Source organism: Paraburkholderia sp. C35 (assembly GCF_003121405.1).
Taxonomy (GTDB): Bacteria; Pseudomonadota; Gammaproteobacteria; order Burkholderiales; family Burkholderiaceae; genus Paraburkholderia.
On record NZ_QBUY01000026.1, the window covers coordinates 1 to 16,842 of the forward strand.

Genomic DNA, 16,842 nt, shown 5'->3' on the forward strand with positions numbered 1-16,842 from the left:
ACATACGGCCACCGCCGCCACCGCCGCGCTCCATCGAGTCACCACGGCTGTAGCCGCCGTCATCGCCACCACCGCCGCCGCCCGCGCCACCACGGCCACCGAGCATCTGCATCTGGTCAGCGACGATTTCCGTCGCGTAACGGTCCGTGCCGTCCTGCGCCTGATACTTGCGCGTGCGGATACGCCCTTCGATATACACCGACGAGCCCTTCTTCAGGTACTCGTTCACGATTTCGGCCAGGCGCCCGAAGAACGTCACACGGTGCCATTCCGTCATTTCCTTGAATTCGCCCGATTGCTTGTCCTTGTAGCGATCGGTCGTAGCAAGGCGGACGTTCGCCACTGCGTCGCCGCTCGGCAGATAACGGACTTCCGGATCGGCACCCAGATTGCCGACGAGAATGACCTTGTTCACGGATGCCATGAGTTTCTCCTGTTGATTCCGTTTCCGGCGGCGCGGCCTGGTGGCTTCCGGCGCCACGGCCGCTTGTATGAAGTGACCGGAAAGCGCGCCCCGTAACCCGCCGCCTGTAAATTCGTGCCCTAAAACTTATGCCTTGCGCGGCGGCTGTTTCATGCTGGCCGCGATTATAAGCCAGCACGCGACCAGCCCAGAACACGCAAAGAAAACAGCGCTTTGTCCGTCAACCTTCAACAGCCAGCCGCCGATCACGCCGCCCATTGCGAGGCCAATCGACTGCGTGGTGTTGTACACGCCGGCCGCCGCGCCCTTGCGCGTGCCGGGCGCCAGCTTCGACACCAGCGAAGGCTGCGACGCCTCCAGAATGTTGAAGCCGAGAAAGTAGATGAACAGGATCGCCGCCACAGACATGATGGTATGCGGTGCGACGCCAAGAAGTAACTGTCCGATCAGGATAAGACCAATCGCACTCAGCAGCACTGCTTTCATCTTGCCGCGCTTCTCCGCCACGATGATGGCAGGAACCATCATCACGAAAGCGAGGCCCATCACGGGCAGGTAAATTTTCCAGTGCGACGCGACGGGCAAACCGCCCGCTTCGAGAATACGCGGCACGACGAGGAACAGCGCCGTCTGCGTCGCGTGCAGCACCAGCACGCCGAAATTGAGGCGCAGCAGCTCCTTGTTATGCAGCACTTCGTGGAACGGCGCGGGCACGTGAACGGGCTTCGGTGCATCGGGCACGACCCACAACACCACGCCGATCGCGAGAATCGAGAAAATGCCGACCAGCGTGAAGAGGCCGCTCATGCCGAGGTAATGGAACACGATCGGCGCACCGACGATCGCCACCGCGAACGACACGCCAATCGAGCCGCCCACCATCGCCATCGCCTTGGTGCGATGCTCTTCTGCCGTCAGGTCCGCGATGAACGCGATCACCGCTGAAGAAACCGCGCCCATCCCCTGAATCACGCGGCCGACGATTATCCACGTCATGTCGTGCGCGAACGCGGCAACGAAGCTGCCGAGCGCGAAGATCAGCAGGCCTGCCACGATCACCGGCTTGCGGCCGATCATGTCCGACACCCAGCCGTAGAAGATGTACAGCAGCGATTGCGTGACGCCATACGCGCCCAGCGCAATGCCCACCAGCAGCACGTTGTCGCCGCCCGGAATCGTCTTCGCGTAGATCGAGAAGACGGGCATGATCATGAAGAGACCCAGCATGCGCAGCGCGAAGATCGCGGCAAGCGACACGGTCGCGCGCAACTCGGGCGCGCTCATGCGTGTGGACGAAGCGGACGGATTGGACATCGGGAACGATTATTGATTGAACAGACAGCGAAGCTGCGTGATGACCGCATGCTCGATGCACGTGCGGCACCGGACGCTGACCGGACTTGCAACGGATGACGGCTGTCTTGCAGAAGGCGGAAACGCCCTTACTTACGAGCCATTCCCCTCAACGCTGAACCGCAAAAAAACGACGCTTTCGACCTTGTCAGCACACCGTTTGCGCGCTGTCAGGAAGCCGTAACGGCGGTCTTGAAAAGTCGTTATAGTAGCAGGTTTAGCCTTCTCCTCTTCCCGCCGGTTCATGGAACAAATCCGTATCCGTGGGGCTCGGACCCACAACCTGAAGAACGTCAATCTCGACCTGCCGCGTCACAAGCTGGTCGTGATTACCGGCCTGTCCGGCTCGGGCAAATCGTCGCTCGCCTTCGACACGCTTTATGCCGAAGGCCAGCGCCGCTATGTGGAGAGCCTGTCTGCGTACGCCCGGCAATTCCTGCAGCTGATGGAAAAGCCGGACGTCGATCTGATCGAAGGTCTGTCGCCCGCCATTTCGATCGAGCAGAAAGCGACCTCGCACAACCCGCGCTCGACGGTCGGCACCGTCACCGAAATCCACGACTACCTGCGACTTCTTTACGCACGTGTCGGCACGCCGTATTGCCCGGACCACGAAATCCCGCTGGAGGCGCAAAGCGTCTCGCAGATGGTGGACGCCGCGCTCGCGCTGCCCGAAGACACGCGGCTGATGATCCTCGCGCCCGTCGTCGCCAATCGCAAGGGCGAGCACACGGAACTGTTCGAGGACATGCAGGCGCAAGGCTTCATCCGTTTTCGCGTGCGCTCGGGCGGCGGTACGTCCAACGAAGGCGTGGCGAAGATCTACGAAGTCGACTCGCTGCCGCAACTGAAGAAGAACGACAAGCACACCATCGACGTGGTCGTCGACCGTCTCAAGGTGCGCGCCGACGCGAAGCAGCGTCTGGCCGAATCGTTCGAGACCGCGCTGCGCCTTGCCGACGGCCGCGCGATCGCGCTCGAAATGGACACGGACAAGGAGCATCTGTTCAGCTCGAAGTTCGCCTGCCCGATTTGCTCGTACTCGCTGCAGGAACTCGAGCCGCGCCTTTTCTCGTTCAACAACCCGATGGGCGCGTGTCCGGAATGTGACGGTCTCGGTCAGATCACGTTCTTCGATCCGAAGCGGGTGGTCGCGCATCCGTCGCTGTCGCTCGCGGCGGGCGCCGTGAAGGGCTGGGACCGCCGCAACCAGTTCTACTTCCAGATGCTGCAGAGCCTCGCGGCGTTCTACGACTTCGATATCGATACCGCGTTCGAAGACCTGCCGGAGAAAGTGCGCAATATCCTGCTCTATGGCTCAGGCAAGGAAACCGTGCCGTTCTCGTACATCAACGAGCGTGGCCGCACGTCCGTGCGCGAGCATGTGTTCGAAGGGATCATTCCGAACCTGGAGCGGCGTTATCGCGAGACGGATTCCGTCGCGGTGCGCGAAGAACTCGCGAAGTATCAGAACAATCAGGCGTGTCCGTCGTGTGAAGGCACGCGTCTGCGCCGTGAGGCGCGCTTCGTGCGCATCGGCACGGAGAAAGACGCGCGCGGCATCTATGAGATCAGCGGCTGGCCGCTGCGCGACTCGCTCGGCTATTTCCAGACGCTGCGGCTTGAAGGCTCGAAGCGCGAAATCGCCGATAAGGTCATCAAGGAAATCGTCGCGCGGCTGATGTTCCTGAATAACGTCGGACTCGATTATCTGTCGCTGGAACGTAGCGCCGAAACGCTGTCGGGCGGCGAAGCACAGCGTATCCGGCTCGCGTCGCAGATCGGCTCGGGGCTGACGGGCGTGATGTACGTGCTCGACGAGCCGTCCATCGGACTGCATCAGCGCGACAACGACCGGCTCATTTCGACGCTCAAGCATCTGCGCGATCTCGGCAATTCGGTGATCGTCGTCGAACATGACGAGGACATGATCCGCATGGCCGATTATGTCGTCGATATGGGACCGGGCGCGGGCGAACACGGCGGCATGGTGATCGCCGAAGGCACGCCCGACGAAGTGCAGGCAGATCCCGCGTCGATGACGGGCCAGTATCTGTCGGGCGCGCGCCGCATCGAATTCCCGGACGACCGCAAACAGGCCGACGAGCGCCATCTGCGGATCGTCGAGGCCTACGGCAATAACCTGAAGCACGTGACGCTCGATCTGCCCGTCGGTCTGCTGACCTGCGTGACGGGCGTCTCCGGTTCGGGCAAATCGACGCTGATCAACGACACGCTGTATCACGCGGTCGCGCAGCATCTGTATGGCTCGTCTGCCGAGCCGTCGCCGTTCGAGGCAATCGAAGGCCTCGAACATTTCGACAAGGTCATCAACGTCGATCAGTCGCCGATCGGCCGCACGCCGCGCTCGAATCCCGCGACGTACACGGGTCTCTTCACGCCGATCCGCGAACTGTTCGCGGGCGTGCCCGCCGCGAAGGAACGCGGCTACGATCCGGGCCGCTTCTCGTTCAACGTGAAGGGCGGGCGCTGCGAATCGTGTCAGGGCGACGGCGTGCTGAAGGTCGAAATGCACTTCCTGCCGGACGTCTACGTGCCTTGCGACGTCTGTCACGGCAAGCGCTACAACCGCGAAACGCTCGACGTTCTCTACAAAGGCCAGAACATCAGCGAAGTGCTGGACATGACCGTCGAGCACGCGTACGACTTCTTCAAGGCGGTGCCTGTCGTCGCGCGCAAGCTGAAGACGCTGCTCGATGTCGGTCTCGGCTATATCCGTCTTGGCCAGTCGGCGACCACTCTGTCGGGCGGCGAAGCGCAGCGTGTGAAGCTGTCGCTGGAACTGAGCAAGCGTGATACGGGTCGCACGCTATATATCCTCGACGAGCCGACCACCGGCCTCCACTTCCACGATATTGCGCTGCTGCTCGAAGTGATTCATCGGTTGCGCGATCAAGGAAATACTGTCGTGATCATCGAGCATAATCTCGATGTGATAAAAACTGCCGACTGGGTCATCGATCTCGGTCCGGAAGGCGGTGCCGGCGGCGGGCAGATCATCGCGCAAGGCACGCCGGAACAGGTCGCGGGGTCGAAGGCAAGTTTTACCGGTCGCTATCTCGCGCCGCTGTTGCAGCGCGACAAGGCGGCGGGCGTGTCGGCGCCTACGTCCGCAGCAGGCGCGGACCGTGCGACGCAAGCGGAGAGCGACGCCGAGGAAGAGGCAGCCGAGGCGACGATTGATGAAAACGTTGCAGATTCAGCCAAACCAGCCGTAAAAGCAGCTAAGGCAAAGAAGGCAGTCGCTGCGGACGCACCTAAACCGGCTTCGAAATCGACAGCGAAGCCAGCGGCAGGCACGGCCAAAACGTCGGGCAAGGCGCCCGCGAAGTCCGGCAAGCCGAGCGTAAAAACCTGAGGTTGGAGACTATAGAGAGCCATGGCCAAGCGTAATCAGGCCCGTGAAGACGGGCAGGTGCAGGATCTGCGCCCTCGCCCGGTCAGGCTGACCAGCGACATGAGCCTGCCGAAGCTGTCGGCAGTCGAAATCGGCAGCTATATCGTCGCGCTGCTGGCGATGTGGGCGGTGCTCGAACTCAAGCTGCTCGGGGCGCTGCTCGCCGGCATGCTCGTGTTTCAGCTCGTCCACACGCTCGCGCCACGCATCGAAAAGCATATGTCGAGCGGACGCGCACGCTGGCTCGCCGTGGTGATTCTCTCGGTGGTGATCGTCGGCACGCTGACGGGCTTCACCGTTGCCGTCATCGAGCACTTCGAGAAAGACGTGCCGAGCGTGCAGAAACTGCTCGATCAGGCCATGTCGCTGATCGACCAGGCGCGCGGGCGGCTACCGCAGTTCGTTGCGCAGAACCTGCCCGTTTCCACCGAGCAGATGAAGGAAAAAGCCGCCGTGCTGATGCAGACGCACGCGAGCACGCTGTCGCAAGGCGGCAAGAACGCCGCGCGCATCTTCACGCATGTGCTGATCGGCATGATCATCGGCGCGATTATCGCGGTGGGCGCGACGCGGCATATCCAGCGGTTACCGCTATCCACAGCGTTCATCACGCGCGTCAGCCGCTTCGCCGACGCGTTCCGCCGCATCGTGTTCGCGCAGGTGAAGATTTCGGCCATCAACACGGTGTTCACGGGCATCTTCCTGTTGCTGCTGTTGCCGCTGTTTCATGCACCGCTGCCGATGGCGAAAACGCTCGTCATCATCACGTTTATCGTCGGGCTGCTGCCGGTGATCGGCAATCTGATCTCGAATACGCTGATCGTGGCGGTGGCGCTATCGGTGAGCTTTCCCGCTGCGGTGACGGCGCTGGTGTTCCTGATCCTGATCCACAAACTCGAGTACTTCCTGAACGCGCGGATCATCGGCGGACAGATCGAGGCGCGCGCGTGGGAACTGCTGATCGCGATGCTCGTGATGGAAGCCGCGTTCGGCATTCCCGGCGTGATCGCCGCGCCGATTTTCTATGCCTACATCAAGCGTGAGCTGATTTATCTGCGGCTCGTGTGACTGGCAGCCGCACGCAGGCAAAAAGGGCGACCGCTTGGCCGCCCTTTTTTCATTCGGCCGCCGGCGCCATCGTTGCAAAACCCGACATTTTCCGTAGCCGCCCGCATGCGGCGTTTTGTCGCACCACTTGGACGGTGCAACAAAAAGCGCGCTCCGCCTTACGAAACTCTTGCGGCATCGTCGTTGCCACCATAAGATGCGAATCGTTCTTATTCGCAAGGCAGTTCGTCGTCATGTCCCACCTTTTTCCGCCATCCACGGCCGTCGCACCCGACGGGAGCCGCGCATGAGACCTGTGCTCGTGCGGCTGCATCGCTGGTTCGGCATCGGGATCGCGCTATTTCTGTTTATCGCGGGGCTGACGGGCGCGCTGATCGCGTGGGATCACGAACTCGACGCGATGCTCAACCCCACGTTCTTCTATGCGCGCAGCGACGCGCAGCCGCTGTCGTCGCTGGAACTGGCACGCCGTGTCGAAGCGAACGATCCGCGTCTGCAGGTGACCTATCTGCCGCTCTCCGTCGAGCCGGGCCACGCGCTGCAGATGATGGTGCTGCCGCGCGTCGATCCGAAGACGAACCAGCCTTATCCGCTCGACTTCAACCAGATCGCCGTCGATCCCGCCACGGGCGCTATCCAGAGCCGTCGCGAATGGGGCGCGCTGTCGCTCGCGCGGCTGAATCTGATGCCGTTCATCTACAAACTGCACTACACGCTGTTTTTGCCGTTCACGGGCGGCATCGACATCGGTACGTGGCTGATGGGCATCGTCGGGATCGTGTGGATTTTCGATAGCGTGATTGCGCTCGTGCTGGCGTTCCCGAGCATGAAGGCGTGGAAGAAGTCGTTCGCGTTTCGCGTGAAGCGTGGCGGCTATGCACTCACCTTCGATCTGCACCGCTCAGGCGGTGTGTGGATCTGGGGCTTGCTGCTGATGATGGCGGTAACGTCGGTATCGATGAATCTGTCGATGCCCGTCGTGCAGCCCGTCGTCAAACTGTTCTCGACGCTCTCGCCGACGCCGTTCACCGATCCTTCGCTGATCCCCAGCGCGAAACCGGACGAAGCGCCCATCTCGCGTGAAGACGTGCTGAACAAGGCGATCCAGGCACGCACCGACAAGCAAATCGAAGCGCCGCCCGGCGCGATCTACTACGCGCCGATGTTCCATGTGTACGGCATCGGCTACTTCGGTGCCGGCGACGATCACGGCGACGGCGGCCTCGGCAACGCGTGGACGTACTGGAATGCGCAGAACGGCGCGCCGCTCGGTGCGACGGTCCCCGGCAAGGGCACGGCCGGCGACCTCTTCATGCAGGCGCAATTCCCGCTGCATTCGGGCCGCATTATCGGCATCAGCGGACGCATTCTGATCAGTTGCGTCGGCGTGCTCGTCGCCATGCTGAGCTTGACGGGATTGCTGATCTGGCTAAAGAAGATGAACGGGCGACGCGCGGCATCGAACGCACGCAAAGTCAAAGCGAGCGTCGTTCAGGCGCAAACAGAAAGCGCGGCATCGCGCTAATTCAACGCGTCGCCATAAAAAAACCGGCGCTGCCAATCAAGGCAGGCGCCGGTTTTTACGAACTCAAAACGGATCAGCGGAACACGACCGTCTTGCTGCCGTTCAGCACGATACGGTGCTCGACGTGCCACTTCACCGCGCGCGCCAGCGTCACGCATTCCACATCGCGGCCAATCGCCGTCAGTTGATCCGGCGTCATGCTGTGATCGACACGCTCCACTTCCTGCTCGATGATCGGGCCTTCGTCGAGATCCGTCGTCACGTAGTGCGCGGTCGCGCCGATCAGCTTCACGCCACGATCGAATGCCTGGTAATACGGCTTCGCGCCCTTGAAGCTCGGCAGGAACGAATGGTGAATGTTGATCGCGCGCCCTTCGAGCTTCTTGCACAGTTCCGGCGACAGAATCTGCATGTAGCGCGCGAGCACCACGAGATCCGCCTTGCATTCGTCGATCACTTCGAGCACGCGTGCTTCCTGCTGCGCCTTCGCGTCCTTCGACGTCAGCGGGAAGTGATGGAACGGAATGTCGTAGCTCGCCGCGAGCTGATAGAACTCCTTGTGATTCGAGATGATCGCGGGAATCTCGATGTTCAGTTGCCCCGTGCGATAGCGGAACAGCAAGTCGTTCAGACAGTGGCCGATCTTCGACACCATCAGCACGACGCGCGGCTTCACGTTCGCATCATGCAGTTCCCAGCGCATGCCGAACTGCTCGGCGAGCGTGGTGAATGCGGTGCGCAACGCGTCGAGGCCCGGATCGCCGCCCACTTGCTGGAAGTGGACGCGCATGAAAAATTCGCCCGTGTGGCTGTCGCCGAATTGCGCGGAGTCGAGAATATTGCTGCCGCGCTCGAACAGAAAGCCCGACACGGCGTGAACGATGCCGGGCCGGTCGGCGCACGACAGTTTGAGAATAAAGCTGTGTTCGGTCGACATGACCTCGGTGACTCCCTTCTTCAATGCGTGTTTCGTGATGATGTTGCTGCGTGCGGCAGTTCCAGGCGCGGCGTCAGTCGATAACAGGCGGCGCGAACAGCGCGTCGATGCCAACGCATGCGTCTTCGTCGATCCAGCGGCGGCGCAACAGGCAATCGAGCGTGGCAAGACTCGCATCGACGGTCATCGCGCCTTCTTCGATCGCCTGCGCGACATCTTCGATGCGCGCCAGCCGATGCTCACCGACTTCGCCGTCCTGATTGCGCGGCGCAAAATCTTCGGGCAACGCGAGGTCGTAGATGAAGATCTGCTCGGCCTGCGTGCCTTCGGGAAGCGATTGCAGCACATGCGCGGTGCGTCCAGCGACGGCACGCGACGCGATTTCTTCAGGAATGCCCGATTCTTCCCAGCATTCCTTGACGATTGTCTCAGCGAGACTGAAGCCCCAACCGATGCCGCCCGCCACGACGTTGTCGAGCATACCGGGATCGGTCGCCTTGGTGTCGCTGCGGCGCGCGATCCACAATTGCGGCGCACTGTCTGCATATTCTACGACGCCGTTCAGATGCACCGCGTACGTCATCGTGCCGAAAAAGCGCGACGCCGCGCGTTCGATATACGCGAGCGGCGGCGCATCGAATGCATTGCGGATTGCATAAGTTTCGTCGCGCCAGCCGGGAATCCTGCCTTCTGCCGCGAGCGCGCCGATCACTGAACCCAGCGCGGCGCTGCGCAGATCGACGGTGTTGTACAGCGGCGCGAGCGTGACGCGTTCGGCATCGATTTCGAACACATCAGGCCAGCGCGTTAGCAGCGGCACATCGCCCGCACGAATCCAGCCGACGCGCTCGCCGTCGATCACGAACGGAACATGCGACGTTCGATCGAAACGACGCGCAGCGACGATGCAAGGCAAAGACATGTGTGCTCCAGACAGCGTGATGCGTTTGACTTCAAACTTTAGTGGCGAATCAGTCGCGCAGCGCAACGCGAATACCGATCGCGATAAACGTCGCGCCCGCAAGGCGGTCGAGCCACACGCCAGCGCGCGGGCGACGCTTCAGCCAGCCGCCGATCATCCCCGCGCACACGCCGAACAGCGAGAACACCAGCACCGTCTGCAGCATGAACAGCGCGCCGAGTTCGAACATCTGCAGCGTGACGCTCTGCTCGCCGTGCGGAACGACGAATTGCGGCAGGAATACGATGAAGAACAGCGTGACTTTCGGATTCAGCACATTGCCGATCACGCTCTGCCGGAAGATCGACATGAGCGGTTGCGGCGGACGCTCGTGCGCGGTCGCGAGACCTTTGCTGCGGATTGCCTTGATGCCGATCCAGATCAGATACGCAGCGCCCGCGAGCTTGATGATCTCGAACGCAACGGGCGATGAACGCAGCACAGCCGCGACGCCGAGCGCGGCGAGTGTCGTGTGAAACGAGATGCCCGCGGCAAAACCAAGCGCCGCGACGAAGCCCGCCGCGCGTCCTTGCGAAATGCCGCGCGCGAGAACCTGCAGATTGTCGGGACCGGGCGCGAACGTGATCGCTATCGACGTCGCGAGAAAAAGCAGGAAGTTGGGCATCGCGTTTGACACTCCGTTAGAAGAACTCAGTGGCCGCCGAACGACGTGACGGTGTACAGCGGCAAGCCGGCTTCGCGCAGCAGCTTCGAGCCGCCGAGATCGGGCAGATCGACAATCGCCGCGCCTTCGACCACCGTCGCGCCGAGACGCTCCAGCAGATTCTTGCCGGCCATCATTGTGCCACCCGTTGCAATCAGGTCATCGATGATCACGATACGGTCGCCCGGCTTGCACGCGTCTTCGTGAATCTCGACGGTTGCCGTGCCGTATTCGAGTGCGTACGATTCGGACACCGTCTTGTACGGCAGCTTGCCGATCTTGCGGATCGGGATGAAGCCGAGATTCAGTTCATACGCGACGATCGGCGCAATGATGAAGCCGCGCGCATCGAGACCGGCCACGTAATCGAGCTTCAACTCGATATAGCGCTGCACGAACAGATCGATCAGCACGCGCAGCGTCTTCGGCTTTTGCAGCAGCGGCGTGATGTCGCGGAACTGCACGCCCGGCTGCGGCCAGTCGGGCACCGTGCGGATCTGGCTGTTGATGTATTCGGCCGCGTCGAATGGCTGATTCGCAGGCGCAATGGACATGATGACTCCAGACGGGTCGATGACGACCCTGATATTTCCAGTGAATTACGTGAATGCCGCGCGCGCCCGTCCAATGTGAAGAACGACGATGAAAACGCGCGCCGCGTGATCTTTGCTGAAAAAGTGCAGCAAGCGTCAGGCCGCCGCCGCGCCGCGCCGATGCTTCGACAAACGCTCTTCCGCTTCGGCCAGCGCTTCGGGCAAACCGCGCAGCACCACGATGTCGCTCGCGCGCAGCTTGGTCGACGGATCCGGCTCGACGCCGCGAATGCCGTGCCGGCGAATCGCCGTCACTTACACGCCGAGATCGAACAGTCCAAGCTCTTCGAGCGTACGCCCGACGGCATCGGCTTTTTCGTCGACGGGCACAGATTGTAGCCGCACCTGCTCGTGACCATCGTCGTCTTCCACGTCGTCGGCGCCGTGGAAATAGCCGCGCAGCAGACTATAGCGCTCGTCGCGCAACTCCTCGACGCGGCGCACGACGCGCCGCATCGGCACGCCCATCACCACCAGCGTATGCGACGCCAGCATCAGGCTGCCTTCGACGATTTCCGGAATCACTTCCGTCGCGCCTGCTGCGAGCAGCTTTTCGAGGTCGCTATCGTCGACGGTGCGCACGATCACGGGCAGCGTCGGTTCGAGTTCGTGGATGTTGTGCAGCACGCGCAGCGCGGACGGCGTGTTTGCGTACGTGATTGCCACCGTCGCCGCGCGATGGATACCCGCTGCGAGCAGCGACTCGCGCCGCCCGGCATCACCGAACACGACCGATTCGCCCGCCGCCGCTGCCGCCGCGACACGGTCGGGATCGAGGTCGAGCGCGACATACGACAAGCCTTCGTGCTCCAGCATGCGCGCCAGGTTCTGCCCCGCGCGGCCATAACCGCAGATGATCACGTGGCCGCTCTGCTTGAGGCTTTGCGTGGCAATTCGCGTCATTTGCAAAGACTGCATCATCCATTCAGTCGACGACAGCCGCAGCACGATGCGATCCGCGTTCTGGATCATGAACGGCGCGGCGAGCATAGACAGCAGCATCGCGGCGAGGATGGCCTGGAGCAAAGTGGCATCGACGAGATGTTTGTCGAGAATCAGGTTCAGCAGCACGAAGCCGAATTCGCCTGCCTGCGCGAGGCCGATACCCGTGCGCATCGCCACGCCCGGCGTCGCGCCAAACAGCCGCGCGAGTCCGGTGATCATCACCACTTTCAGCAGCACCGGTCCCAACAGGAACGCCAGCACGATCAACGGATGCTGCCAGATCACCATCGGATTGAGCAGCATGCCCGTGGTCACGAAGAAGAGCCCGAGCAGCACGTCACGAAACGGCTTGATGTCCTCTTCCACCTGATGCCGGTACGGCGTCTCCGCGATCAACATACCCGCGATAAACGCCCCCAGCGCGAGCGACAGACCGAATTTATCGGTGATGAACGCCGCGCCCAGCGTGACCAGCAGCAGGTTCAGGATGAACAGTTCCTGCGAGCGGCGCCGCGCGACCACGTTGAACCAGCGCGTCATGAACTTCTGCCCGACGATCAGCAGCAGCGCCAACGCAATCACGATCTTGATGGCCGCGACGCCCAGCGATTTGACCAGGTCGTCCGAGTTTCCGCCGAGCGCCGCGATGACGATCAACAGCGGCACGACGGCCAGATCCTGGAACAGCCGCACACCGAAGATATTGCGGCCATGCTCGGTTTCGATTTCGAGCCGCTCCGCGAGCATCTTGCTGACGATTGCGGTAGATGACATTGCCAGCGCGCCGCCCAGCGCGATGCTGCCCTGCCACGAGATATGCACCCAGCGTTCGAGCACGAAACCGAGCGCCACGGCCACGGCGACGGTGCCGAGCACCTGCAGCAAGCCGAGACCGAACACCAGCCGGCGCATCGAGCGCAACTTGGCGAGCGAAAACTCCAGCCCGATCGAGAACATCAGGAACACGACGCCGAATTCGGCGAGATTCTGCGCGCCGACCGAATCCGGCACGATGCCAAACGCGTGCGGGCCGACCACGATGCCGACGGACAGATAGCCGAGCATCGGCGGCAGGTTCAGATAGCGGAACACGACGACACCCACCACTGAAGCCAGCAGCAGGAACAGCGTCATTTCGAGCGGCGAAATCATCGGCAAAAGCGCATGGGAAAGAGCATCCAGGTTCGTCGGGAACGCCACGCGCAAACGCCCGCGCAGCAAGGTTCAGGGGCCGGTGAAGGCAATGTCCGGAAAGGTCTGTCCCGGCACGGCGAAATAGCGGCTTTGCTATCCTCCCCGGATGATAGCGAAACTCAATGGCGACCGGGCACTTGCGCTCGCTCGCGACGTGCTGGACATCGAAGCGGACGCGGTGCGCTCCCTTCGCGATCATCTCGACGATGCATTCCTCGAAGCGATCGACTTCATTCTCGGCTGCCGTGGACGTGTAGTCGTGTCCGGCATCGGCAAGTCCGGCCATATCGCGCGCAAGCTCGCAGCCACGCTCGCGAGCACGGGCACGCCTGCGTTTTTCGTGCATCCCGCGGAAGCCAGCCATGGCGATCTCGGCATGGTGACAGCGGACGATGTCTTTATCGGCATGTCGAATTCGGGTGAGTCGGAAGAACTCGTCGCGATCCTGCCGCTCGTCAAGCGCATCGGCGCAAAGATGATCGCAATGACGGGCCGCCCCGGTTCGAGTCTCGCCAGAATCGCCGACGTGCATCTGTATTGCGGCGTCGAAAAAGAAGCGTGTCCGATGAATCTCGCGCCGACGGCCAGCACCACGGCCGCGCGCGCGCTCGGCGACGCGCTCGCTGTGGCCGTGCTCGAAGCGCGCGGTTTCGGCGCCGATGACTTTGCCCGCTCGCATCCGGGTGGCGCGCTGGGCCGCCGTCTGTTGACGTATGTGCACGACGTGATGCGCACGGGCGATCAGGTGCCGAAGGTGCTCGCCGGCTCGACGGTGCGCGACGCGCTGTTCCAGTTGACGGCCAAGCGCATGGGCATGACGGCTATCGTCGATGAAAACGAGCGGGTCAAGGGTATCTTCACGGATGGCGATCTACGCCGCGTGCTCGAACGCGATGGCGATTTCCGCGCGCTTTCCATCGATTCCGTGATGACACACGGCCCGCGTACCATCGGTCCTGACCGGCTCGCCGTCGAAGCCGTGGAACTGATGGAGCGTCACCGAATCAATCAGATGCTCGTCGTCGATGAAGCAGGCAAGCTGATCGGCGCGCTCAACATGCACGACCTGTTCTCGAAGAAGGTGATCTGATGGCACCCGCCCTGACCGCAGCCGAACGCGCAAGCCGCGTGAAGCTGATGATTTTCGACGGCGATGGCGTACTCACCGACGGCGGCCTGCTGTTCACGGCCGAAGGCGACACAATGAAGGCCTTCAATGCGATGGACGGTCACGGCGCCAAGCTGCTGCGCGAGGCGGGCATCGACACGGCCATCATCACCGGGCGCACGTCGGAAATCGTCGCGAAGCGCGCCGACAATCTGCGCATCACGCACGTGTATCAGGGCGTCGAGCACAAGCTGGTCGCATTTGAGCAGTTGCTGAAGGAAACCGGTCGCACGCCCGAAGAATGCGGCTATATGGGCGACGACTGGGTCGATCTCGCCGTGATGCTGAAGGTCGGCTTCGCGGCGGCGCCCGCCAATTCGCATCCTGAAGTGATCGCACGCGCCCACTGGGTCAGCGAGGCGCGCGGCGGCCACGGCGCGGTGCGCGAAGTGTGCGACGCGCTGCTGCGCGCACAAGGCCGCTACGATGCGCTGCTCGCAGCCGCATGCAGCGGCGAGGCGCAGCGAGGCCTTGTCGGATGAACCGTTTTCGCTGGACTTCGCTGATTCCGCTCATCGCGATGGCGGCGCTCGCCGGCATCACGTACTGGCTGCTGCAAGCCACCTTGCCGCGCAAGGACGAAGGCGTGATCAAGCCGAAACAGCACGCGCCTGATTATTTCGCCGATAACTTCTCGGTGTCCGAACTCGACCAGTCGGGTGCGACGCAGTATCGGCTGACAGCGACCAAGCTGATTCACTACGAAGACGACGAAAACAGCGACCTGACCATGCCCGCCATCCGTGCGTTCCAGCCGGGCAAGCCCGTCGTCACGGCCACGGGCGACCGCGGCACGGTGAACGGCGATGCGTCGATCGTCGATCTTTACGACAACGCGCGCATCGTGCGCGACGCGGGTTTCGGCGACCCGCGCATGCAAGCCGATTCCTCGCATTTCCGCGTGCTCGTGAACGACGATGTGATCGAGACGGAAAAGCCGGTTAAACTTCAGCGCGGCCAGTCGATCATGACGGCCAGCGGCATGAAATACAACAATGTGACCCGGGTCATCCAGCTATTCGGCAACGTGCGTGGCGCCATCGCCCCCGCCGACTCCGGTGGTTCCCAATAGCAACCCGGGCCAATCCATTCCAGCGTGACTGCATGAACGAATCGTTCCCCCGTTTTGAGTCCGGCCGCACGCGCGCGCTTCGCGTAAGCCGCGCCGGGCTTGCGGCACTCCTGATCGCATTGCCGCTTGCCGGTTTTGCGCCGCTTGCGCACGCCGAACGTGCCGACAAGGACAAGCCGCTCAACATCGAAGCGGACAACATGACGTATGACGACCTCAAGCAGGTCAACATCTTCACCGGCCACGTGGTCGCCACCAAAGGCACGATCGTCATCAAGGCGGACCGTGTCGAAGTGACGCAGGATCCGCAGGGCTACCAGTATGCGACGGGCACGTCGACGGGCAAGAATCTCGCGTACTTCCGCCAGAAGCGTGACGGCGTCGATGAATACATCGACGGTGATGCCGAACGCATCGACTACGACGGCAAGCAGGATCTGACCACGCTGACCACGCGCGCTACCGTGCGCCGGTTGCAAGGTCTCGACACGATCGTCGACGAAGTGCACGGCAGCGTCATCACATACGACGGCCAGAACGACTTCTACACCGCGAAGGCCGGCAAGGACGTCGCCGGGCCGGGCAATCCGAACGGCCGCGTGCGCGCGATGCTGTCGCCGCGCAACGGCGGCGCCCAGCCGATCAGCGGGCCGTCGGCGACGCTGCAGCCCACCAACCAGTTCCAGGGACAAGGATCGACCAAGCCGTGAGCGCCCCCGCCCTTCCCAATCGAAAGCCGGCGGGCACCAGCAGTTCGCTCGTCGTCCGCAATCTGAAGAAGCGCTACGGTTCGCGCACGGTCGTCAAGGACGTCTCGCTCGACGTGAAGAGCGGTGAAGTGGTCGGCCTGCTCGGCCCGAACGGCGCCGGCAAGACCACGTCGTTCTACATGATCGTCGGTCTCGTGCCGCTCGATGCCGGCGAGATCGATCTCGACGGCAAGTCGATCAGCCTTCTGCCCATTCACAAGCGCGCTTCGCTCGGCTTGTCGTATCTGCCGCAGGAAGCGTCCGTGTTCCGCAAGCTCTCCGTCGAAGAGAACATTCGCGCCGTGCTCGAACTGCAATTCGGCGAGGACGGCAAGCGTCTGTCGAAAGATGCGATTGCGTCGCGCACGGAAGCGCTGCTCGACGAACTGCAGATTGCGCATCTGCGTGAGAACCCGGCGCTGTCGCTGTCGGGTGGCGAACGCCGCCGCGTGGAAATTGCCCGCGCGCTCGCAACCAACCCGAGCTTCATCCTGCTCGACGAACCGTTCGCGGGCGTGGACCCGATCGCCGTTCTGGAAATCCAGAAGATCGTCAAGTTCCTGAAGCAGCGCAACATCGGCGTGCTTATCACGGACCATAACGTCCGTGAAACGCTCGGCATCTGCGATCACGCCTATATCATCAGCGACGGCAGCGTGCTCGCAGCGGGCGCGCCCGGCGACATCATTGAAAACGAGAGCGTGCGCCGCGTCTATCTGGGCGAACACTTCCGCATGTGACACAAACGCACGCGGCGCGTGAACGCCGCGT

Annotated in this window: 14 protein-coding genes and 1 pseudogene; 8 read left to right on the plus strand and 7 right to left on the minus strand. The window is 62.4% G+C overall.

All coding sequences use genetic code 11. The features are described from left to right. The coding region (locus tag DK391_RS17745; RefSeq protein WP_109479283.1) for a single-stranded DNA-binding protein at positions 1-424 on the minus strand (424 nt) is incomplete at its 3' end. A gap of 126 nt (positions 425-550) precedes the next feature. Beyond that, complete coding sequence (locus DK391_RS17750) at positions 551-1,738, minus strand: MFS transporter (protein ID WP_109479284.1); 1,188 nt, start codon at positions 1,736-1,738, stop codon at positions 551-553. Positions 1,739-2,021: 283 nt separating this feature from the next. Between DK391_RS17750 and uvrA the strand changes: the two genes are divergently transcribed. The 3 genes from uvrA to DK391_RS17765 all read left to right on the plus strand — a co-directional run bounded on the left by uvrA (position 2,022) and on the right by DK391_RS17765 (position 7,788). Continuing rightward, positions 2,022-5,156 carry an excinuclease ABC subunit UvrA gene (uvrA, locus tag DK391_RS17755; RefSeq protein ID WP_109479285.1) on the plus strand — a complete coding sequence of 1,045 codons (3,135 nt, stop codon included), beginning with the start codon at positions 2,022-2,024 and terminating at the stop codon, positions 5,154-5,156. A gap of 21 nt (positions 5,157-5,177) precedes the next feature. Next, complete coding sequence (locus tag DK391_RS17760) at positions 5,178-6,263, plus strand: AI-2E family transporter (RefSeq protein WP_109479286.1); 1,086 nt, start codon at positions 5,178-5,180, stop codon at positions 6,261-6,263. 286 nt (positions 6,264-6,549) lie between these two features. Further along, the gene (locus tag DK391_RS17765) at positions 6,550-7,788 is read left to right on the plus strand and encodes a PepSY-associated TM helix domain-containing protein (protein WP_109479287.1); all 1,239 of its coding nucleotides are present in this window, start codon (positions 6,550-6,552) and stop codon (positions 7,786-7,788) included. Positions 7,789-7,861: 73 nt separating this feature from the next. On the opposite strand, the gene purU is transcribed toward DK391_RS17765, so the two are convergent. From purU to DK391_RS17790, 5 genes and pseudogenes are all read right to left on the minus strand, one after another. Further along, a complete protein-coding gene (gene purU, locus DK391_RS17770; RefSeq protein ID WP_109479358.1) occupies positions 7,862-8,725 on the minus strand; it encodes a formyltetrahydrofolate deformylase in 864 nt (287 codons plus the stop codon). Between the two features lie 73 nt (positions 8,726-8,798). Further along, positions 8,799-9,647: a DUF4743 domain-containing protein gene (locus DK391_RS17775; RefSeq protein ID WP_109479288.1), complete on the minus strand. Its 849-nt coding sequence runs from the start codon at positions 9,645-9,647 to the stop codon at positions 8,799-8,801. 49 nt (positions 9,648-9,696) lie between these two features. Further along, entirely contained in the window at positions 9,697-10,311 is a 615-nt protein-coding gene (locus DK391_RS17780; protein WP_109479289.1) for a LysE family translocator, read from the minus strand. Between the two features lie 26 nt (positions 10,312-10,337). Next, positions 10,338-10,904, minus strand: coding sequence for an adenine phosphoribosyltransferase (locus DK391_RS17785; protein ID WP_109479290.1), 567 nt, complete (start codon positions 10,902-10,904; stop codon positions 10,338-10,340). Between the two features lie 135 nt (positions 10,905-11,039). Then, positions 11,040-13,040: pseudogene (locus DK391_RS17790) on the minus strand (cation:proton antiporter). A 148-nt stretch (positions 13,041-13,188) separates the two neighbouring features. Between DK391_RS17790 and kdsD the strand changes: the two are divergent. The 5 genes from kdsD to lptB are packed head-to-tail and all read left to right on the plus strand — an operon-like array spanning position 13,189 to position 16,811. Then, positions 13,189-14,172, plus strand: coding sequence for an arabinose 5-phosphate isomerase KdsD (kdsD, locus tag DK391_RS17795; protein WP_109479291.1), 984 nt, complete (start codon positions 13,189-13,191; stop codon positions 14,170-14,172). Continuing rightward, entirely contained in the window at positions 14,172-14,732 is a 561-nt protein-coding gene (locus tag DK391_RS17800) for an HAD family hydrolase (protein WP_109479292.1), read from the plus strand. The genes kdsD and DK391_RS17800 overlap by 1 nt, the downstream gene beginning before the upstream one ends. Next, complete coding sequence (gene lptC / locus DK391_RS17805; RefSeq protein ID WP_109479293.1) at positions 14,729-15,322, plus strand: LPS export ABC transporter periplasmic protein LptC; 594 nt, start codon at positions 14,729-14,731, stop codon at positions 15,320-15,322. The genes DK391_RS17800 and lptC overlap by 4 nt, the downstream gene beginning before the upstream one ends. Positions 15,323-15,354: 32 nt before the next feature. After that, positions 15,355-16,032 (plus strand): lipopolysaccharide transport periplasmic protein LptA, encoded by a 678-nt coding sequence (gene lptA, locus DK391_RS17810; protein ID WP_109479294.1) that lies wholly within the window; start codon positions 15,355-15,357, stop codon positions 16,030-16,032. Then, a complete protein-coding gene (gene lptB, locus DK391_RS17815) occupies positions 16,029-16,811 on the plus strand; it encodes an LPS export ABC transporter ATP-binding protein (RefSeq protein WP_109479295.1) in 783 nt (260 codons plus the stop codon). The genes lptA and lptB overlap by 4 nt, the downstream gene beginning before the upstream one ends. The last annotated feature ends 31 nt before the right edge of the window (positions 16,812-16,842 follow it).

Excerpts from the sequence above, each read along its gene's own strand:
- DK391_RS17785 (WP_109479290.1), bottom strand. The coding sequence starts at position 10,904 with ATGTCCATTGCGCCTGCGAATCAGCCATTCGACGCGGCCGAATACATC.
- DK391_RS17765 (WP_109479287.1), top strand. The coding sequence starts at position 6,550 with ATGAGACCTGTGCTCGTGCGGCTGCATCGCTGGTTCGGCATCGGGATC.
- DK391_RS17780 (WP_109479289.1), bottom strand. The coding sequence starts at position 10,311 with ATGCCCAACTTCCTGCTTTTTCTCGCGACGTCGATAGCGATCACGTTC.
- DK391_RS17800 (WP_109479292.1), top strand. The coding sequence starts at position 14,172 with ATGGCACCCGCCCTGACCGCAGCCGAACGCGCAAGCCGCGTGAAGCTG.
- kdsD (WP_109479291.1), top strand. The coding sequence starts at position 13,189 with ATGATAGCGAAACTCAATGGCGACCGGGCACTTGCGCTCGCTCGCGAC.
- uvrA (WP_109479285.1), top strand. The coding sequence starts at position 2,022 with ATGGAACAAATCCGTATCCGTGGGGCTCGGACCCACAACCTGAAGAAC.
- DK391_RS17775 (WP_109479288.1), bottom strand. The coding sequence starts at position 9,647 with ATGTCTTTGCCTTGCATCGTCGCTGCGCGTCGTTTCGATCGAACGTCG.
- DK391_RS17760 (WP_109479286.1), top strand. The coding sequence starts at position 5,178 with ATGGCCAAGCGTAATCAGGCCCGTGAAGACGGGCAGGTGCAGGATCTG.
- lptC (WP_109479293.1), top strand. The coding sequence starts at position 14,729 with ATGAACCGTTTTCGCTGGACTTCGCTGATTCCGCTCATCGCGATGGCG.
- lptA (WP_109479294.1), top strand. The coding sequence starts at position 15,355 with ATGAACGAATCGTTCCCCCGTTTTGAGTCCGGCCGCACGCGCGCGCTT.
- DK391_RS17750 (WP_109479284.1), bottom strand. The coding sequence starts at position 1,738 with ATGTCCAATCCGTCCGCTTCGTCCACACGCATGAGCGCGCCCGAGTTG.
- purU (WP_109479358.1), bottom strand. The coding sequence starts at position 8,725 with ATGTCGACCGAACACAGCTTTATTCTCAAACTGTCGTGCGCCGACCGG.